Raw genomic sequence first — 23,268 nt, forward strand, 5'->3', positions numbered from 1 at the left:
AGCATATTAGAGAGTCTCATTGAGAAATGGGGCTTTTTTTTGCATTTTTAATAAGTAAATATGAAAAGTTAATGATTTCGGGAAACAATTCGGTGGTAAATAAATCTCCATAGTCAGGCTCTAAAAACACTTCTGCCTTTTTTTTATTAATTTTCGAAGTATCTTTAACATTGCTTAAGGACTCCACCCAACCTTCAATCACTTTAAAAGATGTGTCATTCTCTAATTTCAATATAGTAGGAATAAGTTTGAATAATTTCTGATCCCAATTAAAATTCCCTGCAGTTACAGCAGGATGATGGTATTTTAAGAAACTCCACAGCTTTCCTGTAACAGTTAAATATTTAATGTTCCTGGTAGTATTTAGTATAGTGTCAATTTTAGATGTTTGATCAAATAAACTATCACTTATTAATGCAATTGGCGTTGGCTTTACCTTGTCTATAGGAACTCCATCAACATAAAGTTTTAGATCATCAAACCACGCGTTACCTTTTCCGATAAGTAACGTGCCAAATTTTATGCCCGTCGCATTTGTTTTATCATAAGGGATTTGCACCACATATTCTTTCCAATCGTGTGTTCCGTTCAAATTTTGACTTTCCATGGTTTCGATAGCCAATTGGTCTTCCCCGTTATCAACTCGGATCCATAATCCAGCAAAGCCGTCCAATACATTTTCAGTTTTGATGGCTCCAACTAAGGAAAGTACGTCGCCATTTAATTTATGGATAATGCTTCCTTTTACCGCGTTTGCATGGATAGGTTCATTTGCGGCGTCGATACATAACGAATATTTGCCAGTTTTTTTTATGACGCTATCTAACCCTATTCGATAGGTATTTCGATTATTGAGGGTGAAGTCCCATCCAACTGCGCCGCCTGAGATGCCTAACTTTTCGAATCCGACATTTATTTTTTCTTGGGCATTCGACCTAAAATATAAAGTTGAAATAAATAAGACGCTGATATAAAAGACATTAGGTTTCATGCCTTAATATAATTCGATAATTTTAAATATGCTCTATTTTACCTTAAGCTTTGACTCATTTTAACGTTAGATGTCGTTAAAGTACGAGAATCACCTTTTCCATACTTAATGGTATTAAACCTGGGTTGCATAAACAATTTAAAGAAAAAAAACCCCTGTAAAAATTAAATTTTACAAGGCTTTTTTATTTTAGTGACCCCTCAGGGGTTCGAACCATGGACCCACAGATTAAGAGTCTGTTGCTCTACCAGCTGAGCTAAGAAGTCATCTTTGCAAATATACAAATTTGCGCTCAACACCTACTACCAACCACCATGTCAAGTTTATTTCAGATCGAAAAGACTGTTCACTCCCAGTAATTTTCTCGAGGTAAAACCCTCTCCATATTTGGCGCCAATACTCTTTCCAAATTCCCTTGCTCTACCCAAAACGCTGTCGAAAAATTCTGGTGAAGAAATGTAAGTTTCTGGACCATCAATGCTTGCGCTTGGAACATAGAATTGCGTCTTAAAAGCCTTAATACTGTCAACCTTTTTATCAATATATTCAGAAATATCAACAATAATATCTGGCTTAATGTAGGTATCTTGAATAAACTGCAGGAATAAACGCGGTCTATGCGGCGATTGTTTCTCTCCGTGAAGAAAGGTTTCTATTTTCTGCAATCCAGAAAGAAAAATGGCGTCATTAACTAAATCCCCCGCCCTACCATGATCAGGATGCCTATCTGTTAGGGCGTTACCAATAATAATCTCTGGCTGATATTTTCTAATTACCTTTAAAACTTCTAATCTATGTTGCTCATCGTTGGTAAAAAAGCCATCTTTAAAACCAAGATTTTCGCGCACTTGCAAACCTAAAATTTCTGTAGACGCCCTGGCTTCTTCTTCCCTAGTTTCTGCAGTTCCTCTGGTTCCAAGTTCGCCACGTGTAAGGTCTATCAAACCAACTTTCTTCCCAAGTGCGGTGTGTTTTAAAATGGTTCCAGAGCAGCCTAACTCAGCATCGTCTGGATGCACCGCAATTACTAAAATATCTAATTTCATTAAATTTTATCGGTATTTTTCGCCAACAGGCGGATGATTTTCTTTTTTAACTTCCCGTTTTGTGGCGTGGTAAAAGGATAGAAAAAATCTTCCAACTCCCCTTTTCTATTGATGAGGTATTTGTGGAAATTCCACCTCGGTTTCACATTAAATTTATTGTTTTGTTTTTTGCTGATTAAAAACTGATAAAGTGGATGGGCATGAGCGCCCCGTACAAAAATCTTCTCAAATACAGGAAAAGAAACCCCATAGTTTCGTTCGCAGAAATTTAAAATCTCTATGCCATCCAAGGGTTCTTGCTTCCCAAAATCATTACTCGGAAAAGCCAGTATCTCAAAATCGTCGTTGTTAATTTCTTTTTTTAATTGTTGCAAGTCTTTAAATTGACAGGTAAATCCACATTCTGATGCAGTATTTACAATTAGCAACACCTTATCTCTGTAAGCAGAAAGTGGTTTTTCTTGTCCGTCGATGAGTTTAACCTTAAAGGAATAGATATTTGGAAGCGTCTGATTCATCTTTTCTTTTATTGATAATATCCAGAAGATTGAATGATTGCTTCAATATCCCGATCTTCATCTTTATTATAAGTTGCCTTTAAATTATGTCCCACTACTCTAGCAATTAATTGGTAGGAGAACGCAGCAAATCCACCTTTTGTTTGTTTAACAATGTCGAAAGTAGTTCTGCCAACTTCTCGATCGATCAATTTCGTTAGAATTTGACCCTGCGTAATTGTCAAATCCTTTATCTCCCGATTAAACATATTTTTAATCTCTTGATCACAGGCTTTTACCAAAACCTTTTGCTCCCGCTTTTCTGGAGAATGAGACAAATCACTTTCTAATTTTTCATATCTCCTCTTTGCGTATAGCGCATACGGCATTACTTTTAAAACATTATACCGCAATCTATCAAAAGCTAATTTCTCTTGGGCACTTCTAAAGATCCTGTTGGCATTAATGTTTACGTCATTTAGCAAAATCCAAGGAATCATAATTCCGTTGTCATTTGTAGAAGCAACTCGGATACTATCGTTTTTGCCTTTTGCGGGAAAGATGGGATCAACAGTTTGCTGAGCTTGCGCGGCAAAAACGGAAATGATTACACTAAACAGAAAAATTAATTTTTTAAAATTCATAAATTTATACTGCAGCAAAATTAGGGCTTATTTCATACATTCGCTTAATATGAATCCAATATAAATATTATTAGAATATTTTCTGCATTTTTTACGCAAAAAAAACAAATGAAAACGGAGTTATTGATTGATCTAGAGGCAGAAAAGAAAGAAATTTTAAAGCGATATAGGGCGTTGCTGAGGGCGTGTAAGCCTACTACCCAGCATGGTGATAAAAAAGAACTAAGAAAAGCGTTTGATTTAGCACTCGAAAGTCATAAGGATATGCGGAGAAAATCTGGCGAGCCATATATCTACCATCCAATTGCAGTTGCCCAGATTGCTGCAGAAGAAATTGGATTAGGAACTACGTCTATTGTTTGCGCGCTGCTGCACGATGTGGTGGAAGATACGCAGATGACGCTTGATGACATAGAGAGAGAATTTGGTAAAAAAACCGCAAAAATTATAGACGGCCTTACTAAAATAGCGGGAGTTTTTGACACAAACAGTTCTTTGCAAGCAGAAAATTTTAGAAAAATGTTACTTACTTTGGCAGATGATGTTAGGGTAATTTTAATAAAACTTGCTGATAGGTTACATAATATGCGTACGATGGATTTTATGCCACCGCATAAGCAGTTGAAAATTGCTTCAGAAACAATCTATCTGTATGCACCGTTGGCTCACCGGCTCGGTTTATACGCCATTAAATCAGAACTTGAAGATCTTTCAATGAAATACTTGGAACCAGATACTTATAAGTTTGTGGCGAGAAAATTGAATGAAAAAAAAGCCGAACGCGCGCTATTTATAAAAAGATTTGTGGAGCCAATTTCTGAAATAATGGGCGAACAGGGTTTAAAAGCAGATATGTATGGCAGGCCAAAATCCATTCACTCTATTTGGAATAAAATGAAAAAGAAGAACATACCTTTTGAAGAAGTCTATGATCTTTTTGCCATTCGCATAATTTTAGACAGTCAGCCAGAGAATGAAAAAGCAGATTGTTGGAAAGCATATTCTATTGTAACCGATTTATACCGCCCGAATCCCGATAGGTTGAGAGATTGGGTTTCATCACCGAAAGGGAACGGTTACGAAAGTTTACATACCACCGTTATGGGCCCAAGAGGACAATGGGTTGAGGTACAGATTAGAACTCGACGCATGAACGAAATTGCGGAGAAGGGTTTTGCTGCACATTGGAAATACAAAGAATCATCAAACGACAATGGGTTAGACCAATGGATACAAAAAGTCCGGGAAATGCTGAGCAATCCAGAGGCAAATGCTTTTGATTTCCTGGACGATTTTAAAATGAACCTTTTTTCTGATGAAATTTTTATTTTTACGCCAAAAGGAGCGCTTATACAATTGCCATCTGGCGCCACTGCCCTAGATTTCGCTTTTGAAATTCATACCGATGTTGGAGCAACTTGTATTGGTGCGAAGGTTAACCACAAGCTGGTACCCCTCTCTCATAAGTTACAAAACGGAGATCAAGTAGAAATTATTACCTCTAGCAAGCAGACACCGAAAGAGGATTGGCTAAATATTGTGGTTACTGCAAAGGCAAAATCTAAAATAAAATCATCTCTTAAAGAAGAAAAACGAAAAATTGCTGAAAATGGTAAAGAAATTTTAGAAAGAAAACTGAAATCTTTGAAAATTACCTACAATACCGATAATCTACAAAAACTCAGTTACTTCTTTAAACTTAATTCTACCCAAGAGCTGTTTATTCAAGTTGCAGAGAGTAAAATAGAACTTAAAGACATTAAAGAGTACCTCTCCATTGAAAAAGAAATCGAAAACCGCAGTTCTGAAAGACCCGAAAATTTATCGGTAGACGGCGTAAAGAAGAAAATAAAGTCCTCCGAATCTGATATCTTACTGATTGGCGAAGATTTACAAAAAATAGATTACAAACTATCTCCTTGTTGCAATCCAATACCCGGCGACGATGTTTTTGGATTTATAACTGTAAGTGAAGGCATTAAGATCCATAGAACAAATTGCCCTAATGCAGCTCAATTAATGGCCAATTATGGCTACAGAATCGTTAAGGCAAAGTGGAACAAACAACAAGAGCTTACTTTTTTAACTGGTCTTCAGATTTTTGGCATCGACGAAGTGGGATTGATAAACAACATTACTCGCGTCATTTCAACCGATTTTAATGTAAATATTAGGTCCATTACCGTAGATAGCAACGAGGGAATTTTTGAGGGATCCATCATGGTTTATGTAAACGATACGGAACATTTAGAAAGTTTAATAAATAATATTTTGGAAATTAAGGGCATTACCGCAGTAACAAGGTTTGATGCTTAAGATTAAATTTTGTTCGATAAAAACAAGCTTCAAAATTATTCGGGCGTTTTAACACGCCTTCAATTGTATCTTTTTGGCAAAAAAGCCAAAAAGGATGTCATTACAGTCGTTAACGCTAGCAAGTGGAAAAACACTCAATATCTAAAAATTTAAATTAATGTTTATGGACAATGGTAATTCATAGGACAAGCTATAAAGCGTCCTTAGGAATTGGTGCTAGGATAATTACCATTGCAATAACTTTGTTATTTAGCTTTATTATAGGCTCTCAATTTATCTGGTTTGAAGCGGCCAATTCGGTATTTTTTGTATTGCCATTGGTTTTTGGGATTTATATTATCTGTCTTTTACTTATGCCATTGCGTTATACGATTACCGATAATGAGATTTTGGTTGAGCGCATATTCTCCAAAGTTCACATAAAGAAGGAAAACATAAAAAGTTTACAGCAAATTGGCATAAGCAGTATCGCCGGGACTATCAGAACCTTTGGAAATGGTGGGCTATTTTGTTTTACCGGGCATTTCGTCAACGCGTCGATAGGTAAAATGACCTGGTTTGTTACACGAAAAGATACACTTATACTCCTTTACTTAAACGATGGCAAAAGGATTGTTATATCGCCAAATGAGCCGAAAGAATTTATAAAAGTATTTAAGCTTAGGTGTTCTCCCTAATTTATATTTGTACCAGATAACTTTCGGTCTAAACTCAAACAATTTCCTTACCTTTGATCTGAAGGAAAAAGGCATGTCTGAACAGAAAACGAACGAACTTGTTAGAAAAATATTTGAGGCTTATTTAGAAAATAAGAGTCTCAGGAAAACGCCTGAGCGTTTTGCAATTTTAGAGGAAATTTATTCTAGAAACGATCATTTTGATGTGGAAACACTTTATATCCACATGAAAAACCAAAAATATCGAGTGAGTAGAGCTACGGTTTACAATACGTTAGAATTACTTGTTTCCTGTGATTTGGTAACCAAACATCAGTTTGGAAAAAACATGGCGCAGTTCGAAAAATCTTACGGGTACCGACAGCACGACCACGTAATTTGCATAGAGTGCGGAAAAGTAGTGGAATTTTGCGACCCACGCATCCATCAAATTCAAACCATGGTAGGAGATCTATTAAAATTTGATGTGAAACACCACTCTCTCAATTTATATGGTTTTTGTTCTGATTGCAGCATGGCACAAAAAGTGAAACGAAGCGCAGAGGAAGCCAAATCTTAATCCACTAAACCTATTTTAGATAATTTTTTAAATTAATGAAGAAAGTCGATGTACTTCTAGGCCTACAATGGGGCGATGAAGGAAAAGGAAAAATTGTTGATGTTTTAAGCCCGAAATACGATCTTATTGCACGCTTTCAGGGCGGTCCAAATGCTGGTCATACGTTAGAATTTGAGGGTAAAAAATTCGTATTGAACACCATCCCGTCCGGAATATTCAATCCTAAGACGATGAATTTAATCGGTAACGGCGTAGTTATAGATCCAATTATTTTAAAGAGAGAGCTGGACAACCTTAAAAAAGCAGGGCACGATCCTGTTGCTGACGGAAAACTGGTAATTGCCCGCAAAGCGCATCTAATTTTGCCAACTCACCAAATGTTGGATGCAGCCAACGAAGCAAAAATGGGCAAAAATAAAATTGGATCGACGCTAAAAGGGATCGGACCAACGTACATGGATAAAACCGGAAGAAATGGTTTGCGCGTTGGAGACACTACACTTCCTGATTTTAAAGAGCGTTATGAAAAACTGGTAGAAAAACACAGTGAAATTCTATCGCACTTTGATTTTGACTATGATTTAAAAGATAGAGAAGCTGCTTTTTTCGAAGCGATCGAATTTCTAAAGACCATTCCTCACGTAGATAGTGAACATTTTGTTAACCAATATTTGAACGAGGGAAAGGATGTATTGGCAGAAGGCGCACAAGGAACTTTACTTGATGTAGATTTTGGCTCTTACCCTTTTGTTACTTCAAGCAACACCACTGCAGCAGGCGCATGTACCGGTTTAGGTGTTGCGCCAAATAACATAGGGGATGTTTTTGGTATTTTTAAGGCTTATTGTACGCGCGTTGGCGGCGGCCCCTTCCCTACAGAATTAAACGATGAAGTGGGTGAAAGCTTGAGGCAGATTGGCCATGAATTTGGCGCAACAACAGGCAGAGCTCGAAGATGCGGATGGATAGATTTACCGGCACTTAAATATGCCATTATGCTCAATGGCGTAACGGAGTTGATTATGATGAAGGCCGATGTATTGGATAGTTTCGACGATATTTATGTGTGTACGCATTATGAGTACGATGGAAAAACAATAGATTATATGCCTTACGATATTATTTCTATCGCGCCAACTCCGGTATTGAGGAAAGTGAAAGGTTGGAAAACCGATATTACGAAAATTACTCAGATTAATGAAATACCCGAAGCACTAAATAGTTACATTTCTTTCTTAGAAAACGAGCTGAAAGTTCCAATTAAATACCTTTCTGTTGGGCCAGATAGAGCACAAACTTTAGAATTGAAATAGTTTCATATAAAGATCGATGTAAATCTCGTTGTATTCCAACGAGATTTTTTTATTCCTTTTTCCGCCATTATAATTTAGTAGAAATCTAAAACATGTAAACTTAAATGAATAACCTTTTATCGTTTTGATAAATCCAATGAACATTTCTGTATTTAAAGAGAAGGCATTGCTTTGGGCTAACCAGTTTGAAGTTTGTTGTTTTTTAGATTCGAATGGTTATCAAGATCAATACAGCGAATTTGATTTCGCCATTGCTTGTGGCGTTCAAAAAGAATGTATCGATAGTTCTTGCCAGTCGTTTAAAAAGCTGGAGGAATTCAATGACTTAAACAACAATTGGTTGTTCGGGTTGCTTAGCTATGATTTGAAGAATGAAGTAGAAAAACTTGAATCTAACAATGTAGATCGACTAAAATTTCCAACCCTATATTTCTTCCTTCCAAAATACTTAATTGTATTTAAGGATGGGCAACTTGACGTAGTTTTGGGCGATGAGAAAATAATTGACGACATCAATAAGCTCAGTTCATCACCAAAGATTTATGAGAAGCAGATTGAATTAGAATGTAGATTGGCAAAGCACAAGTATATAGAAACCGTTGAAAATTTGCGGGAGCATATCATAAAGGGGAATATCTACGAAATAAATTTTTGTCAGGAGTTTTTTGCAGAAAATGCAAGCATAAATCCAGCGGACTGTTTTACCCGTTTGAACCAACTTTCTCCAAATCCGTTTTCAGGATATTTTAAAATCTACGACAAATTTATTTTATCGGCTTCGCCTGAAAGGTTTCTTTGCAAACGGATAGATAAACTAATTGCACAGCCTATAAAAGGCACCGCCAGACGCTATAAAAATATAATTGAAGACAATAAAGCTATATCAGACTTACAAACAAACATTAAAGAAAAGGCGGAAAACGTAATGATTGTAGATTTGACTCGCAATGATTTAACAAAAATCTGCAAAAAAGGAAGCATTGAGGTTGAAGAGCTTTTTGCAGTCTACAGTTTTCCGCAAGTACACCAAATGATTTCTACGGTTACTGGCAGTTTTGACGAAAAAAAAGACTTTATCGATATTTTCAAAAACACTTTCCCAATGGGTTCTATGACTGGCGCTCCAAAATTGCGGGCAATGGAATTAATAGAAAAATATGAAAGCACAAAACGCGGTATCTTTTCCGGATCGATAGGCTACATTACACCGGATAATAACTTCGATTTTAATGTGGTCATCAGGACAATCCTATATAATTCGACCGCCAAATATCTTTCTGTGCAGGTTGGTAGCGCCATTACATTTTTAAGCGAAGCGGAAAGAGAGTATGATGAATGCCTACTAAAAGCTGAAGCGATGTTTAGTGTATTAAATCACAAAACTTTATAAAAAAGAATTATCTTACCGAATGCAACCAAGCAGCTTAACTTCCTGTGTTTTTTATGTCACTTATTTTCTGTCATGCTGATTAAAATTTATCCTGAAAACCCAAACCCCAAAGCAATAGAGCAAGTGGTAGACGTGTTAAAAAGAGGCGGCGTAATCATCTATCCAACAGACACCATTTATGGGTTAGGTTGCGACATCACAAACCAAAAAGCCATCGAGAAAGTGTGCAAAATCCGTGGCGTCAAGCCAGATAAAGCAAACTTATCTTTTATTTGCTACGACTTAAGTCACATCTCTGACTACATTAAACCTATAGACAATACCACTTTTAGAATCCTTAAAAAAACATTACCTGGACCATTTACATTTATTTTTAATGCAAATAACAACGTTCCAAAGTTATTGAGTAGTAAGAAAAAAACTGTCGGAATTAGGGTACCAGACAATGCGATCGCACGCTGTATTGTAAGAGAATTGGGAAACCCTATTCTTTCAACATCTATTAGAGATGATGATGAATTGATTGAGTATTCTACAGATCCAGAACTAATTCATGAAAAATTTGAAGATTTAGTTGATTTGGTAATCGATGGTGGTTTTGGTGACAATGAACCATCTACCATAGTCGATTTTACAAATGGTTTTGTAGAAATTATTCGTCAAGGAAAAGGTATTTTAGAGGAGAACGACTAGATATACCTGTTCTATGAGCCGCATTGTAAGTTGATAATACCACTATTTATAATAGTGCTACACAATAAATCTGCCTAACAAAAAAAAGTTAAATTTATACCAATTAGGACATTTTACAAACTACAACGGTCAACTCCTACAAATTTTTATATTTTTACGGACAATGGAGAGGATAATCAATTTAGAAGTATTCAAACGTTTTTTTAAGTCTGGGCAGGTTGGTGGCTTTATATTATTAATTTGTGTGGCCATTTCTTTGGTTATTGCAAATACCTCTTCAAAGGATAGCTTTGCCAATTTTTTAGAACTGAAGCTTGGTTTTGGTCAAATTAACTACAGTGTTCTGGCCTGGATAAACGACGCTTTGATGGCTATATTCTTTCTATTGGTCGGCCTAGAGATCAAAAGAGAGCTTATAGAGGGGGAATTATCATCTGCAAAAAAAGCGGCTTTGCCAATATTTGCTGCACTAGGCGGAATGATTGTTCCGGCAATGATCTATTTCTTATTTAACGAGGGTACTATTACAGCCTCTGGATGGGGAATACCGATGGCGACAGATATAGCGTTTGCTTTAGCCATTATTGCGATGCTTGGAAAAAGTGTTCCAGCAAGTTTAAAAATATTTTTAGCTGCTTTAGCAATTGTAGATGATTTAGGTGCTATTTTGGTAATTGCCATTTTCTACACAAATCAGATTCATTTCGAGTATTTGCTTATGGCCGGCGGAATTGTGGTACTGCTTAGTTTAATGAACTATTTTGGCGTAAAGAAACTTGTATTTTACCTTATTCCCGGGGTATTTTTATGGTACTTCATTCATCATTCAGGTATTCACGCTACGGTTGCGGGGGTTTTGTTGGCGTTTACAATCCCAACAAATACCACCGCGGATGAATCTCCGTTAGAATGCCTAGAACATGCACTTACTATTCCGGTGAATTACCTCATTATGCCAATTTTTGCACTTGCAAATACAAATATAACTTTCCAAAAAGAAATGATCACCGGTTTATTTTCGCCACTTGGTTTCGGTATTATCGGTGGATTATTCATTGGTAAGACCGTTGGAGTCTCCTTATTTAGTTGGTTGGCTGTTAAGTTAAAGTTTGCAAACCTACCCTCCATGGCAAATTGGAAGCATATTTTAGGACTCGGTATGTTGGCTGGTATCGGCTTTACCATGTCAATTTTTATAGCGCTGTTGTCTTTTTCTGATGTCGAATATATTTTGGAGGCAAAATTTGCGATCCTAGTGGCATCAGTATTTTCGGGAATCGTTGGATTTCTAGTATTAAAATTTGTGAACAACGATCCGGCCCCGGAAGGACTTGAGGCGGCTAATATTGCCGAACCTTCCAAAGTAAGACCCTTGGCACAGAGACAATAAATAGATTAACTACTTAATCTTACCGAAAAGGTTGTTGAGATTTACATCATATTGTATTATGAAGACCTATATGATTCTGATATTTCTCTTGTCATGTTCATGCATTTATGCGCAGAATAACAACATGAAAACCATTTTTAATGGTAAAGATTTAAAAGGATGGACTTCCTTCATAAAAGAACAGGGTGTAAACAACGATCCGAATGAAGTTTTTAAGATTGAGGATGGCTTGCTTCACGTATCTGGCGAGGAATTTGGCTATGTTGCAACCAAAATAGCATATAAAAATTTCCACCTTTCTATCGAATTCAAGTGGGGCAACAATAAATATCCTCCACGGGAAAACGATAAGAGAGATGCAGGAATCTGTTTTAACGTAGAGCCAAACAATAAAATATGGCCAAAATCTATTGAGTGCCAAATTCAGGAAGGCGACGTAGGTGATTTATGGTTAATTGACCAAGTAACCGTTTCTGTTAACGGCAAAAAAACAACGCCCAGAGACTACGAGCGCGTTCCCAAAATGAAAGATGCAGAGCGAAAGCACGGAGAGTGGAATGTGGTGGAAGTGATTTCGAACAGCGGTAAATTTCAGTTTTTAGTAAACGGAACTTTAGTTAACCAAGGGGATCAAATGAGTATCTTAAAAGGTAGAATTTTACTCCAATCGGAAGGTGCAGAAGTCTTCTATCGTAATATTAGAATACAAAAACTCTAATCGGCAAATAAGTCCAGCGAAGTTTGACGGCCTCTTTAAGTTTATTCTATTTAATCCCATCATTAATTTTAAAATAAGTTTTAGATATTTTAAAATTCAAGGAATCTAACATCAAGACAAGTTTACGTATGCTTGCGAACTAATATTCAACTTTTTCTGTAAATTCTTTCATAAAGTTGCACACACTTTCTTCGAGATTTCCATCTGCAATTGCTTTAACAAAAGCAGTTCCGATAATGGCACCGTTTGCATATTTACAAGCTTTATTAAAAGTTTCTCTATCACTTATTCCAAATCCAATCATTGTTTTATTTGCTAGTTGCATGTCTTTAATTCGCTTGAAATAATTCTCTGTAACGTCGCCAACTTCTAAATTTTTCCCTGTTGTTGCCGATGACGATAACAGATAGATGAATCCATTCGATAACCCATCAATTTTCCTAATTCTCTCGTCTGCGGTTTGTGGTGTAATTAAGAAAATATTACTCAAGTTGTATTTTTCAAAATCTTGTCTGTAAAACTCCTCATATTCTACTATTGGTAAGTCAGGAACAATGCAGCCGTTTACGCCAACATCAGCGCAAGCTTTACAAAACTGTTCTACACCAAACTGCAATACTGGGTTTACATATCCCATAAGTAATACCGGAATAGTTACTGTTTTGCGTAGGTCTTTAAGCTGTGTAAAAAGCAACTCTAAAGTCATACCCTGATCTAGAGACTGCTTACTACTAGCTTGGATGACAGGTCCATCTGCAACGGGATCAGAGTATGGAAACCCAATCTCAAGCATATCAGCTCCAAACTGCTCTAGCAACTCGGCAATGTGCACGGTATCTTCTGTGTTGGGATAGCCAGCAGTATAGTAGATTGATAGGATATTTTTTTTCTTTTCGAAAAGTTGTTTAATTCTATTCATGTGGGGAGATGTGAGATATGAGATGTGAGAACTTTCTAACGTCTCAAATCTCAAATCTAATTACAAATTAAAATAGTTAATGTACGTGTCCAAGTCTTTATCGCCTCGCCCAGAGAGACAAATAACAACATTTTCATTGCCTTTAAACTCCATTTTTTCTAAGTAGGCCAATGCATGGGCACTTTCAATCGCAGGGATAATTCCTTCTAACTGCGCGCACAACAAACCTGCTTCTAAACTTTCATCATCGGTGATAGACACGTATTTCCCTCGTCCGGTTTTAAATAAATGTGCATGCTGCGGTCCAATTCCAGGATAATCTAACCCTGCCGAAACAGAGTGTGGTTCAACCACTTGTCCATCAGGCGTCTGCATTAAAATACTTCTGCTGCCATGAAGCACACCTTCTTTGCCAAGAAATGTTGTCGCAGCAGAAAATCCACTACTCACTCCTCTTCCTGCAGCCTCTACCGCAATAAGCTTCACGTTTTCATCGTCCATAAAATGGTAAAACATACCCATTGCGTTACTTCCTCCTCCAACACAAGCCAAAACATAGTCAGGTTTATCGTTTCCTGTTTGTTCTAAAAGCTGTTTTTTCGTTTCCTCGGATATAATAGATTGAAAAATCGCTACCATATCGGGATATGGATGTGGACCAACCACAGAGCCGATGATATAATGGGTATCTACCGGATTATTAATCCAGTCTCGCATCGCCTCATTAGTAGCATCTTTTAAGGTTTTGCTTCCGGAAATAGCAGGAATAACGGTTGCGCCCAGCATTTTCATTCTAGCTACGTTTGGCGCTTGCCTTTCTATATCAACACTGCCCATGTAAATTACACATTCCAAATTTCGTAGCGCACAAACAGTAGCGGTAGCAACGCCATGTTGACCCGCACCGGTTTCGGCAATAATTCTTTTTTTACCGAGCTTCTCAGCCAATAAAATCTGTCCGACAGTGTTGTTTATTTTATGGGCTCCTGTATGATTTAGATCTTCTCTTTTTAAAAAAATATTCGCGCCGTATCGCTCCGAATAGCGCTTAGCTAAAAACAGAGGAGAGGGTCTGCCAACATAATCTTTCATCAATTGATGAAATTCTTTTTGAAAATCTACGTCGGCAATAATCTTTAAATAATTCTGTCGAAGTTCTTCTACATTTGGATAAAGCATTTCGGGAATATATGCGCCTCCAAAATCGCCATAATATCCTTTTTCGTTTACTTGATACTTCATATTAATAATTAAAACACCAGTGTTTCTGGCTAACTTTTTTTTATGATTTTTATTGCACTAACGCTCGTCTTTTCTCCCTAAAGCCATATGAGAAGACTATCTTATTAAGGTAAAAAACTCTTCGAGTTTAGCTATGTTTTTTAAGCCAGGTTCAACTTCAAATTTGCTGTTTACATCTACAGCCACTAATCGTTCGTCATCCACATTTAAAATATCAGGTACATGGCAGCTATCTATGCCTCCACTTAAAAAGTAAGGCTTGTTGAGTTTATAATGCTCCAGTATAGTCCAATCAAATTGCTTTCCAGATCCTCCATGCATGCTTGTCTTTGTATCAAACAAAAAGAAATCAACTGCTTCTTCATAACTTTCTAACATTGCAAATTCAAAGGCGTTATCTACACCAAAAGCCTTGATAATTTCTAACGATGAAAAATGATTTTTTAACGCTAGACAATATTCAGAAGATTCCCTACCGTGTAATTGAACAGCTGACAAGTCCAAGTCAGCGACTTTACGCATTACATTTTCCAAATTTTCATCTACAAAAACGCCCACAGTTTTAATCTCTTTTGGAATGTATCTAATCAATTCGGAGGATACATCTGAAACGTTGCGCGGCGATTTATCGTAAAAAATAAAACCTAAATAATCTGGTTTCAGATCAGCTAATGCTGCAATATTTGAGGCATATTTCATACCACAAACTTTAATTTTTAGGACAGATTGCATTAGTTAAGTAATGTTTTAAAACTGTTAAGCGCTTTTTTACCTAACAATGAATTTTCTGCTTCATAGTAACAATCTGCAAAACTTTCATTTGGTTTTATGGTTCTGATGGCTAGCGCAGCGTTACTTAGCACTACATTATTTTGTACGGTAGTGCCGGTACCATTTAGAACATCCATAAATATTTTAGCAGAAGATTCTACGGTGTCGCCGCCCTTAATGTCCCGTTCCGAGACCTTACTAAAACCCATTTCTGCCAGTGATAAGATACTTTCGCCAGTATTGGTAAATGTTTTCACGTCACAGGTTAAAGAGATTTCATCATAACCTTCTAGCGCATGTAAGATGGTATACTGCCGCTCTAAATCCTGATAAAGATAGGCGTATAACCTAGCAAGCTCTAAACTAAACACGCCAACCATTTGAAATTTCGGTTGACAAGGATTTACCATCGGTCCCAACATGTTAAAAAAAGTTTTAATACCCAATTCCTTTCTAATTGGTGCTACAATTTTCATCGCCGGATTAAACAAGGGCGCGTGAAGAAAACAGATGCCAGATTTTTCTAAATCGAGTTGCAATTTCCTTTCGTCACTAGTAAAACAATAACCTAAATATTCCATCACGTTTGAAGATCCACATCCAGAAGATACGCCATAATTACCGTGCTTAGCCACCTTATAACCTGCACCTGCAACTACAAAAGATGCAAGCGTAGAAATGTTAAACGTGTCTTTTCCATCCCCGCCAGTTCCACAAAGATCTATAAGTTCAAAACCATTTAAATCTACTCGTAAACATAAGTCTAACATGGCATCTCTAAAACCCTGCAACTCATCCACAGTGATGTTTCGCATGGCATAGGCAGTAAGAAATGCAGCAATCTGAGAGGCGTTAAATTCGCCATGCGCCATTGAAACCAAAATGGCCTTCGCTCCTTCCCTACTAAAACTTTTATTTTCGAACAAATGATTTAATATTTTCTTCATATTTTTCTCTAATACTAATTTTCAATTTATCGAAATTTTGATTGATAATGGATCAATCCATAACTTATTACCAAAAAAAAGGCAATAAAAAAAAGGACTGCTTTGCGGCAATCCTTTACGTTTGTATTTAAAATATTTTAAAAAAACAACAATAGAATCTGCCTAACGAATTTCGTTATGCCACCACCAATTGTTATTTAAGTTTTTATTGCTCATGTTTGTATGAGGCAAATATTAATATAGTTTTTTATAATTCCAAATCTTTTCAATACAAATGGCTTTCTTTAAAAGAAAACTACAATTTCATGATGACCTTGGTTTCAGCTCAAATCCGGTCATAAAAAACGAACGTATTTTAAACGAAGACGGTAGCGCAAATATAGAACGTGTTGGTCTGCCATGGTTTAAAGTTGGAGACACGTACACTGGTTTAGTTACGATGAGTTGGAAAAGGTTTTTCTTTATTATACTCGTGGTTTATTTAATCGTAAATGTTCTTTTTGCCTTCGCATATAATCTGGCTGGGATAGAAAATTTAAACGGTGCTAACGGCACTACACGGGTAGACCAATTCTTCGATGCGTTCTTTTTTTCGGCCCAAACAATTTCTACAGTGGGCTACGGTCATATTTCTCCCCAAGGTTTCATCACAAGTATTTTAGCCGCACTGGAAAGTTTGTTGGGACTTCTTGCCTTCGCACTTGCAACAGGATTGCTTTATGGTCGTTTTAGCCGGCCAACTTCGAAGGTTGCTTTTAGCAACGTTATGGTTATTGCACCTTATCAAAACACACTTGGTTTGATGTGCCGGCTCGTAAATCTTAGAAAAAATCAATTAATAGACATAGAAGTTCAAATGGTGCTTTCTTACAATGAGATCGTTGAGGGAAAAAATTCCAGACGGTTTTATCCACTGCCGCTAGAACGAGATAAAGTGAGCATACTTTCCTTAAACTGGACTATAGTTCATCCAATTACAGAAGACAGCCCATTCTACCAAAAATCAATACAAGATTTGCAACTAGCAGAAGTAGAGGTGTTTGTGTTGTTAAAGGCGTTTGATGAAACTTTTTCACAGACTGTACATTCTAGAACGAGCTATCAGGACGAACAGATAGAAATGAATAAGAAATTTGAAAAGATGTATTTCCACAACGCAGCCGGAAAGATGATTTTGGACCATAGCAAATTGAACAAAATCATCCCTGTCGACTAATATATATTACGATATTTCGCTTAGCTGGCTATGCCGGTAAACAAAATTTCAAAAGACACATGTATCCCAGAAAGTAGGGAATGCTACGCGAAGGTAGGTGGCTAAGTTTGCCTTCAAAGTTAAGTTTTCGCACCAAGAATTATTTTAACCTTAGAAAAACTTAATTTTTATTGTCTTAAGTGGCGATGCGATCTATAAACGCTAGGATATCTGTGTATAAAACGTTACATCCAAAAATCATTTGACTAATCATAGGAATGTGACTTTTACCTTTAATTTGTTTAATTGTTACATCTATCCCGTTTGCTTTTAATTTCTCATAAAATACTGGGGTTTGTATTCTTATTGCTTCATAGGTTTTTCCACCATAAAAAAGCAAATGTGGGTTTTTTACATCATCTGCATAATGCATTGGCGATGCAAGTGTCCACACACTTGGTGTTGTTGTAAATGTTCGGATAAAGTCGAAATAAAAATCATCTTTTTTACTCTCTGTTAAATATTGATGGAGGTCCAATCCAAAAGGATCGTCTAAAATAACACCTTTAATTGGATTCTTAATTCCTGCATGCTGAAAGTATTTTGGATCAGCATTAATCAGTTCTGCTAAATGGCCTCCGGCAGAATGACCCATTACAAAAATTTTATCAGGACTTGCTTGAAACGCCGTTATGTGTTCCTTCACCCATTTAACAGCAAGGGCACAATCGTCTCCCATTCTTTCATATTGGACATTCGGTGCTAAAGGATAATTAATGATTACGGCAACAACGCCTTTGCGGGCAAAGTTTCTACCCAACCACCAATATGTTTCTTTTTTTCCAGCACTCCAAGAACCCCCATGAATAAATACCAACACCGGTTTGTCTTTAATCCCGTCGTTTTTATAATAGATGTTTAGGGTATTTGCTTCGCTACCGTTTGCCGCGTAGTTTATGTTTTTCACTTTTTTCACTTGCGCAAATACAGCAATTGAAATAAAGCTGATAGAGACCAAGCACAAGAATTTATACATTTTTTTAGGATTTACTTAAGTGTCGATACTTACGTAAAAAAAAATCTTTAGTTTTTAATAAGTGGATTTTTTTCTTTAGCGAACAAATTAAAAACTTTCCTATCTACAAACGCAGGAAACAATTTATTCATCCAAACCGCTAATTTTCCTTGCCCAGTCATAATTAAAGTACGCTTATTTTGCTCAATTCCATTAGCAATAATAATCGCAACTTCCTCAGAAGTCATCATCTTTTCCTCGTCCATGCTCGTTTCTCCATGCGCGTCTCCATCTTTAGCCAAAGCAGCAGATCTTATGTTAGATGTGGTAAATCCCGGACAAGCGATCAGGACATGTGCACCAGTTTTTAACAACTCCGTGCGCAGCGACTCCATAAAACCATTCATTGCAAATTTAGAGGCCGAATATCCAGTTCTACCAGGCAATCCCCTAAAACCCGCAATTGAAGACACACCAACTATCGTTCCTTTTGTTTTTAAGATTTCTGATAGCGCATACTTTGTACAATATACGGTTCCCCAGAAATTAACGTCCATCAGTTTCTTTAGTACTTCTAAATCTAAATCCGCAAACAATGCACGCATGGAAAGTCCTGCGTTGTTAACCAATACATCGATTTTTCCAAAGGAAACTAAAGCATGCTTAATTAACAATTCACAATCACTCTCAATACTCACGTCTGTTTGTACGGCAATAGCCCTGATTTGATACTTAGCTTCTAAATCTGCAGTAATGTTGCAGAGCGTAACGTATTGTCGCGCGGCCAGAACTAAATTGGCACCACGCTTTGCAAACTCCTCTGCGCAAGCTTTTCCAATCCCGCTGGATGCTCCCGTAATAACAATAACTTTATCTTTTAATTTCATTTTAAGTCCTCAATAATTCAAGTTAGCATAGTAATTTGCGCAACACTAGTTTTGTATTTTAAAAAAAGCGGTCGCTTCAAATACTTTGTCCGTATTGATGATATCGGCTCCTAGGCTATGCAATAATTTCCAACAAGATGCCGTATCAGGTGTACCCCAAAATCGAAAAGGCTTCCCTATTTTATGCGCATTATCGATAAGCAAACCTAATGTAGCTTTATCGGTCGCAGAAATTGCGCCTATCCCATTCCATTTAGAGTAGGTTTCAAAATTATCACTCAGCATCGAAATTTTCTTTAGGTCTCTTGCAGCATAAACGATATTAGGTAAGCCGTCAAAGTGAATGAATGCTGGATAGTTATGAAAAGTATTCTTAGTCGGCCTATTGCCGCTAATGGAAACACTTACTTTTTTGCGGCCCCTTAAAAACGAATGCTCATAAGGCTTAAGCGCTTTTAACAACCTTGGATAAGCTAATTCCCATTTATCCTTTACGTCTATCATCAATTGAAAACTGTAAAACTGGTCTGTTTTTGATAAAGCAGCTATAGGGTCTAAATACATTCTTTGTAAAGAGTTGCCGGGTTTAATTTCAGATCTGCTGTGCGCAACAAATAACGAGTCGCCTACAACAAAAATATCGGCTTCAATAGAAAAAACCTTGTTCTTTACCGCATCAAAAAAAGGCTTTTGATGTGCATAATCATTGTGTGAATGAATTTTAACCTGACCGTGGGCCAGCATGCTAGCTACCGAAAGCACACAGAAGAGCGTAAGTAATTTTGCCATTTAGTTCATCAATGTACTTTCGTAAGGCACTCTGGTTACAATAGATCTGCCGAGTGTAATTTCATCGGTATATTCTAATTCGCCGCCAAAGGCGATGCCGCGCGCGATTGTAGAAATGGTCAAATCAAAATCTTTCAGTTTTTTATATAAGTAGAAGAGTGTCGTATCACCTTCCATATTTGGGCTTAAAGCCAAAATAACTTCCTTAATCTCGGCTTCTCCTACTCTCTGTATTAAACTTTCGATAAACAAATCTGCTGGTCCGACGCCATCCATTGGCGAGATTAATCCCCCCAAGACGTGATAGAGACCTAAATATTGACCTGTATTTTCAATAGCCATTACGTCTCTTGTGTCTTCTACTACACACACCAAACTTCGATCACGCTTCTTAGAAGTACAAATTTCGCAAATCTCAAAATCCGAAATGTTATTGCAAATTGCACATTGTTTAATGTTTTGTTTGAGATGGATTATGGCATTACCGAATTGATCAACTTCAATTTGGTCTCTGTTCAATAAATGAAGCACAAGTCTTAAAGCTGTTTTCTGACCGATTCCGGGCAGCTTAGCAAACTCTCCAACTGCATCTTCAAGCAATTTTGACGAAAAATTCATGCTACAAAAATATACAAAAACAAAGGAATATGTAGAACACTACTGGATATGAAAAAAAATTAAAACTCGGTTTATCAACATCTCTCTTCATAATATAGCTTTAAAAAGGACCTGGGGAATTTCTTCAGCACGCGCAAATTGCTGCCTCCTCATTTTGCCCAAACATCAGTTATCACATTAGCCTTTGTACTGTCTTCCATAGGTAGCTTATAGAATGATTCTATGGTATGCAACACATTGTAATGATTTAATTTCTGGTCGTATTTTCCCGGAATCACGTTTTCGCCAACTATAATTGTAGGAATATGATTAATCGTTTTAAAATCGTCCTCGTCAAAAGTAACGATGAGCAAGCTATTGTGCAGTTTAGCCCATTTTGCATACGCATTAAGGTTTTCTTTCAACCAGCTATCTGATCTAAAAATTGCTGCTGCATCTCCCGGAGCGCCAATATTATGCATGTCATGATCCATATCCGGTATCACAAAAGATACTGTTGGCAGTTTGTTAAAATCTTTTGGAAAAGAGGTCATCGACACACTAAGCGAGTCTGGAATATTGTTTAGGCCTATCCCCTGCCAATTCACCCAAGGACAATGTTTTCTGGCGTACAAAGTCATTTTTGTCAATTTGCTTTTGAGATAGTAGCAACCTTTAAATCCGACTTCTGGAATTCCTTGTGAGAAGCCCTTAAACGTATGACCGGTTTTTAATAGTGCTGCTCCTAAATTTGGCGTGTGATAAGTCATCTGTTCATTGCAATCGTCATTGAAAACGCCTTGGGTACTTCCAGAAAATAAAGCGAGATAATTCGGCTGACTCGGATGTGTTACGCCATGCGCATCTGTAAAAAGAGCGCCTTCCTTTGCAAGTTGGTTGAGGTATGGTGCATTTTTAGATCCAATAACCTGGTCGTAACCGTGGTTTTCTTCGACCACGATAATGATGTGATCTGGCGCTTTTTGTTTTTCAGGCTGCAGAGTGTAATAACTCAAAATCGCAGCTGTAACAAATATTACACTCGCTTTCATTTTTTTTTAATTTATAGTGTTGATATTTTAACTTTTAATCCATTGATCCTTAAATTTAGAAAATTGACCCCTAAAAAATGGCATTTCTAAAATGATTTATTGGTAATTAAGAAAATAAAGATGCCAAATACCATTAAGCTTGTTATTTCTGTAAATGCCCGCTCACACCATGAAAAACCGGATATTCAAACCTATAATACACCTTAGCTAAAGATTAGTTTTGATCCGGATTCTAGGCTTTAAAAAAGAAAAGGCCTTTTGAATTTCAAAAGGCCTTTTCTTTAAGTTAAAAATTATCTGTCTTTTAATTCAATGAAATCTCTAGAGATCTCACCAACATAAACTTGGCGTGGGCGGCCGATAGGCTCTTTATTCTCTTTCATTTCTTTCCACTGGGCAATCCATCCTGGTAAACGGCCTAGCGCAAACAACACCGTAAACATTTCCGAAGGAAAACCAAGCGCTCTGTAGATAATTCCTGAATAGAAATCTACGTTAGGATATAATTTCCGATCGATGAAATACTGGTCTGTTAGTGCGGCAGCTTCCAATTTTTTCGCAATCGCTAATATAGGATCGTTTATACCGAGGTTTTCTAAGATGTCATCACAAGCCTTTTTAATGATTTTTGCTCTAGGATCAAAATTTTTATAAACCCTATGGCCAAAACCCATCATTTTGAAAGAATCGTCTTTGTCTTTCGCTTTGTTAATCCATTTTTCAGTATCTCCGCCGTCGGCCCTAATCAATTCTAGCATTTCTATTACCGCTTGATTTGCCCCTCCGTGCAATGGACCCCAGAGTGCAGCAATCCCAGCGGCAATGGAAGCATATAAATTACATTCAGAAGAGCCAACTATGCGTACCGTAGATGCAGAACAATTCTGCTCGTGATCTGCGTGCAAAATAAGTAATTTATTCATCGCATTGACTACCACAGGATTTACTTCGTACTCCTCGGTACGCTGGCCAAAAGTCATCCAAAGGAAGTTCGTAACGTAATCATATTTATTTTTGGGATAAATAAGCGGATGACCTAAAGACTTTTTATAAATAAATGAAACAATTGTAGGAAATTTTGCCAACAACTTTATGATGGTTTCATTTTGCTGCTCTTCACTTTGATTTGGATCTAAACACTCAGGATAAAACGTTGATAACGAGAAAATTAATGATCCCAATTGACCCATTGGATGAGATTTAGATGGATAGCCATCAAAAAATTTCTTCATATCCTCGTGAATCAAAGTATGCTGACTAATGTGTTTTTGAAAATCCTCTAATTGAGTTTGTGTCGGAAGATCTCCATAAATAATCAGATAAGAAACCTCTACAAAACTAGCTTTCGCAGCGAGTTCCTCTATAGAATATCCCCGATATTTTAGGATTCCCTTTTCACCATCTAAAAAGGTAATTTTACTCTCCGTCGACCCAGTGTTTTTAAATCCCGGATCCAATGTAATTACGCCAGTTGAGCCTCTTAATTTCGAAATATCTATCGCTTTTTCACCCTCCGTTCCGGTAATAACTGGAAGTTCTATTTGTTTACCATCAACCTTTATTTCTGCAATTTCTGACATATATTTGTGTTATGATTTAATCGTTGTAAATTAGAAAAAA

Annotated in this window: 23 protein-coding genes and 1 tRNA gene; 9 read left to right on the forward strand and 15 right to left on the reverse strand. The window is 36.9% G+C overall.

Annotated elements, in window-relative coordinates:
• Positions 1–16: 16 nt before the first annotated feature.
• The 5 genes from ACVWYG_RS11095 to ACVWYG_RS11115 all read right to left on the reverse strand — a co-directional run bounded on the left by ACVWYG_RS11095 (position 17) and on the right by ACVWYG_RS11115 (position 3,178).
• Entirely contained in the window at positions 17–991 is a 975-nt protein-coding gene (locus ACVWYG_RS11095) for a hypothetical protein (protein WP_457270285.1), read from the reverse strand.
• Between the two features lie 193 nt (positions 992–1,184).
• Positions 1,185–1,257, reverse strand: a tRNA-Lys gene (locus ACVWYG_RS11100).
• A 57-nt stretch (positions 1,258–1,314) separates the two neighbouring features.
• Positions 1,315–2,037 carry a bacillithiol biosynthesis deacetylase BshB1 gene (bshB1, locus tag ACVWYG_RS11105; protein ID WP_457270286.1) on the reverse strand — a complete coding sequence of 241 codons (723 nt, stop codon included), beginning with the start codon at positions 2,035–2,037 and terminating at the stop codon, positions 1,315–1,317.
• Complete coding sequence (locus ACVWYG_RS11110; RefSeq protein WP_457270287.1) at positions 2,037–2,555, reverse strand: glutathione peroxidase; 519 nt, start codon at positions 2,553–2,555, stop codon at positions 2,037–2,039. The genes bshB1 and ACVWYG_RS11110 overlap by 1 nt, the downstream gene beginning before the upstream one ends.
• Before the next feature lie 8 nt (positions 2,556–2,563).
• Positions 2,564–3,178: a DUF4294 domain-containing protein gene (locus tag ACVWYG_RS11115; RefSeq protein ID WP_457270288.1), complete on the reverse strand. Its 615-nt coding sequence runs from the start codon at positions 3,176–3,178 to the stop codon at positions 2,564–2,566.
• Between the two features lie 108 nt (positions 3,179–3,286).
• Between ACVWYG_RS11115 and ACVWYG_RS11120 the strand changes: the two genes are divergently transcribed.
• The 8 genes from ACVWYG_RS11120 to ACVWYG_RS11155 all read left to right on the forward strand — a co-directional run bounded on the left by ACVWYG_RS11120 (position 3,287) and on the right by ACVWYG_RS11155 (position 12,234).
• Positions 3,287–5,494, forward strand: a complete 2,208-nt coding sequence (locus tag ACVWYG_RS11120; RefSeq protein WP_457270289.1) for a RelA/SpoT family protein — start codon at positions 3,287–3,289, stop codon at positions 5,492–5,494.
• A 170-nt stretch (positions 5,495–5,664) separates the two neighbouring features.
• Positions 5,665–6,171, forward strand: coding sequence for a PH domain-containing protein (locus ACVWYG_RS11125; RefSeq protein ID WP_457270290.1), 507 nt, complete (start codon positions 5,665–5,667; stop codon positions 6,169–6,171).
• A 73-nt stretch (positions 6,172–6,244) separates the two neighbouring features.
• Complete coding sequence (locus tag ACVWYG_RS11130; protein WP_457270291.1) at positions 6,245–6,730, forward strand: Fur family transcriptional regulator; 486 nt, start codon at positions 6,245–6,247, stop codon at positions 6,728–6,730.
• A 35-nt stretch (positions 6,731–6,765) separates the two neighbouring features.
• Positions 6,766–8,043: an adenylosuccinate synthase gene (locus ACVWYG_RS11135; RefSeq protein WP_457270292.1), complete on the forward strand. Its 1,278-nt coding sequence runs from the start codon at positions 6,766–6,768 to the stop codon at positions 8,041–8,043.
• A 136-nt stretch (positions 8,044–8,179) separates the two neighbouring features.
• Positions 8,180–9,433, forward strand: coding sequence for an anthranilate synthase component I family protein (locus tag ACVWYG_RS11140; RefSeq protein ID WP_457270293.1), 1,254 nt, complete (start codon positions 8,180–8,182; stop codon positions 9,431–9,433).
• A gap of 72 nt (positions 9,434–9,505) precedes the next feature.
• A complete protein-coding gene (locus ACVWYG_RS11145) occupies positions 9,506–10,126 on the forward strand; it encodes an L-threonylcarbamoyladenylate synthase (RefSeq protein WP_457270294.1) in 621 nt (206 codons plus the stop codon).
• Between the two features lie 163 nt (positions 10,127–10,289).
• Positions 10,290–11,516: a Na+/H+ antiporter NhaA gene (nhaA, locus tag ACVWYG_RS11150; protein ID WP_457270295.1), complete on the forward strand. Its 1,227-nt coding sequence runs from the start codon at positions 10,290–10,292 to the stop codon at positions 11,514–11,516.
• A 124-nt stretch (positions 11,517–11,640) separates the two neighbouring features.
• Positions 11,641–12,234, forward strand: a complete 594-nt coding sequence (locus tag ACVWYG_RS11155; RefSeq protein WP_457270296.1) for a 3-keto-disaccharide hydrolase — start codon at positions 11,641–11,643, stop codon at positions 12,232–12,234.
• A gap of 139 nt (positions 12,235–12,373) precedes the next feature.
• On the opposite strand, the gene trpA is transcribed toward ACVWYG_RS11155, so the two are convergent.
• The 4 genes from trpA to trpD all read right to left on the reverse strand — a co-directional run bounded on the left by trpA (position 12,374) and on the right by trpD (position 16,113).
• A complete protein-coding gene (gene trpA / locus ACVWYG_RS11160) occupies positions 12,374–13,153 on the reverse strand; it encodes a tryptophan synthase subunit alpha (RefSeq protein WP_457270297.1) in 780 nt (259 codons plus the stop codon).
• Positions 13,154–13,213: 60 nt separating this feature from the next.
• The gene (gene trpB / locus ACVWYG_RS11165) at positions 13,214–14,395 is read right to left on the reverse strand and encodes a tryptophan synthase subunit beta (protein WP_457270298.1); all 1,182 of its coding nucleotides are present in this window, start codon (positions 14,393–14,395) and stop codon (positions 13,214–13,216) included.
• Between the two features lie 96 nt (positions 14,396–14,491).
• Positions 14,492–15,094: a phosphoribosylanthranilate isomerase gene (locus ACVWYG_RS11170; RefSeq protein WP_457270299.1), complete on the reverse strand. Its 603-nt coding sequence runs from the start codon at positions 15,092–15,094 to the stop codon at positions 14,492–14,494.
• 32 nt (positions 15,095–15,126) lie between these two features.
• A complete protein-coding gene (gene trpD / locus ACVWYG_RS11175) occupies positions 15,127–16,113 on the reverse strand; it encodes an anthranilate phosphoribosyltransferase (RefSeq protein WP_457270300.1) in 987 nt (328 codons plus the stop codon).
• A 274-nt stretch (positions 16,114–16,387) separates the two neighbouring features.
• Between trpD and ACVWYG_RS11180 the strand changes: the two genes are divergently transcribed.
• Entirely contained in the window at positions 16,388–17,329 is a 942-nt protein-coding gene (locus tag ACVWYG_RS11180) for an ion channel (protein WP_457270301.1), read from the forward strand.
• A gap of 175 nt (positions 17,330–17,504) precedes the next feature.
• On the opposite strand, the gene ACVWYG_RS11185 is transcribed toward ACVWYG_RS11180, so the two are convergent.
• The 6 genes from ACVWYG_RS11185 to ACVWYG_RS11210 form a co-directional block, all read right to left on the reverse strand.
• Positions 17,505–18,344 carry an alpha/beta hydrolase gene (locus ACVWYG_RS11185; protein ID WP_457270302.1) on the reverse strand — a complete coding sequence of 280 codons (840 nt, stop codon included), beginning with the start codon at positions 18,342–18,344 and terminating at the stop codon, positions 17,505–17,507.
• 47 nt (positions 18,345–18,391) lie between these two features.
• On the reverse strand, positions 18,392–19,210 hold the full coding sequence (locus ACVWYG_RS11190) for an SDR family oxidoreductase (protein ID WP_457270303.1): 819 nt from the start codon (positions 19,208–19,210) through the stop codon (positions 18,392–18,394).
• A 45-nt stretch (positions 19,211–19,255) separates the two neighbouring features.
• Complete coding sequence (locus ACVWYG_RS11195; RefSeq protein WP_457270304.1) at positions 19,256–19,999, reverse strand: hypothetical protein; 744 nt, start codon at positions 19,997–19,999, stop codon at positions 19,256–19,258.
• Complete coding sequence (gene recR, locus ACVWYG_RS11200; protein WP_457270305.1) at positions 20,000–20,617, reverse strand: recombination mediator RecR; 618 nt, start codon at positions 20,615–20,617, stop codon at positions 20,000–20,002.
• 149 nt (positions 20,618–20,766) lie between these two features.
• Positions 20,767–21,648 (reverse strand): alkaline phosphatase family protein, encoded by an 882-nt coding sequence (locus ACVWYG_RS11205; protein WP_457270306.1) that lies wholly within the window; start codon positions 21,646–21,648, stop codon positions 20,767–20,769.
• A gap of 293 nt (positions 21,649–21,941) precedes the next feature.
• Positions 21,942–23,228 carry a citrate synthase gene (locus ACVWYG_RS11210; RefSeq protein ID WP_457270307.1) on the reverse strand — a complete coding sequence of 429 codons (1,287 nt, stop codon included), beginning with the start codon at positions 23,226–23,228 and terminating at the stop codon, positions 21,942–21,944.
• Between the last annotated feature and the right edge of the window lie 40 nt (positions 23,229–23,268).

The sequence above is a fragment of the Pedobacter sp. UYEF25 genome (genome assembly GCF_054061655.1).

Bases quoted from the DNA above. Each gene is read 5' to 3' on its own strand.
- ACVWYG_RS11095 (WP_457270285.1), bottom strand. From the start codon at position 991: ATGAAACCTAATGTCTTTTATATCAGCGTCTTATTTATTTCAACTTTA.
- bshB1 (WP_457270286.1), bottom strand. From the start codon at position 2,037: ATGAAATTAGATATTTTAGTAATTGCGGTGCATCCAGACGATGCTGAG.
- ACVWYG_RS11110 (WP_457270287.1), bottom strand. From the start codon at position 2,555: ATGAATCAGACGCTTCCAAATATCTATTCCTTTAAGGTTAAACTCATC.
- ACVWYG_RS11115 (WP_457270288.1), bottom strand. From the start codon at position 3,178: ATGAATTTTAAAAAATTAATTTTTCTGTTTAGTGTAATCATTTCCGTT.
- ACVWYG_RS11120 (WP_457270289.1), top strand. From the start codon at position 3,287: ATGAAAACGGAGTTATTGATTGATCTAGAGGCAGAAAAGAAAGAAATT.
- ACVWYG_RS11125 (WP_457270290.1), top strand. From the start codon at position 5,665: ATGGTAATTCATAGGACAAGCTATAAAGCGTCCTTAGGAATTGGTGCT.
- ACVWYG_RS11130 (WP_457270291.1), top strand. From the start codon at position 6,245: ATGTCTGAACAGAAAACGAACGAACTTGTTAGAAAAATATTTGAGGCT.
- ACVWYG_RS11135 (WP_457270292.1), top strand. From the start codon at position 6,766: ATGAAGAAAGTCGATGTACTTCTAGGCCTACAATGGGGCGATGAAGGA.
- ACVWYG_RS11140 (WP_457270293.1), top strand. From the start codon at position 8,180: ATGAACATTTCTGTATTTAAAGAGAAGGCATTGCTTTGGGCTAACCAG.
- ACVWYG_RS11145 (WP_457270294.1), top strand. From the start codon at position 9,506: ATGCTGATTAAAATTTATCCTGAAAACCCAAACCCCAAAGCAATAGAG.
- nhaA (WP_457270295.1), top strand. From the start codon at position 10,290: ATGGAGAGGATAATCAATTTAGAAGTATTCAAACGTTTTTTTAAGTCT.
- ACVWYG_RS11155 (WP_457270296.1), top strand. From the start codon at position 11,641: ATGAAAACCATTTTTAATGGTAAAGATTTAAAAGGATGGACTTCCTTC.
- trpA (WP_457270297.1), bottom strand. From the start codon at position 13,153: ATGAATAGAATTAAACAACTTTTCGAAAAGAAAAAAAATATCCTATCA.
- trpB (WP_457270298.1), bottom strand. From the start codon at position 14,395: ATGAAGTATCAAGTAAACGAAAAAGGATATTATGGCGATTTTGGAGGC.
- ACVWYG_RS11170 (WP_457270299.1), bottom strand. From the start codon at position 15,094: ATGAAATATGCCTCAAATATTGCAGCATTAGCTGATCTGAAACCAGAT.
- trpD (WP_457270300.1), bottom strand. From the start codon at position 16,113: ATGAAGAAAATATTAAATCATTTGTTCGAAAATAAAAGTTTTAGTAGG.
- ACVWYG_RS11180 (WP_457270301.1), top strand. From the start codon at position 16,388: ATGGCTTTCTTTAAAAGAAAACTACAATTTCATGATGACCTTGGTTTC.
- ACVWYG_RS11185 (WP_457270302.1), bottom strand. From the start codon at position 18,344: ATGTATAAATTCTTGTGCTTGGTCTCTATCAGCTTTATTTCAATTGCT.
- ACVWYG_RS11190 (WP_457270303.1), bottom strand. From the start codon at position 19,210: ATGAAATTAAAAGATAAAGTTATTGTTATTACGGGAGCATCCAGCGGG.
- ACVWYG_RS11195 (WP_457270304.1), bottom strand. From the start codon at position 19,999: ATGGCAAAATTACTTACGCTCTTCTGTGTGCTTTCGGTAGCTAGCATG.
- recR (WP_457270305.1), bottom strand. From the start codon at position 20,617: ATGAATTTTTCGTCAAAATTGCTTGAAGATGCAGTTGGAGAGTTTGCT.
- ACVWYG_RS11205 (WP_457270306.1), bottom strand. From the start codon at position 21,648: ATGAAAGCGAGTGTAATATTTGTTACAGCTGCGATTTTGAGTTATTAC.
- ACVWYG_RS11210 (WP_457270307.1), bottom strand. From the start codon at position 23,228: ATGTCAGAAATTGCAGAAATAAAGGTTGATGGTAAACAAATAGAACTT.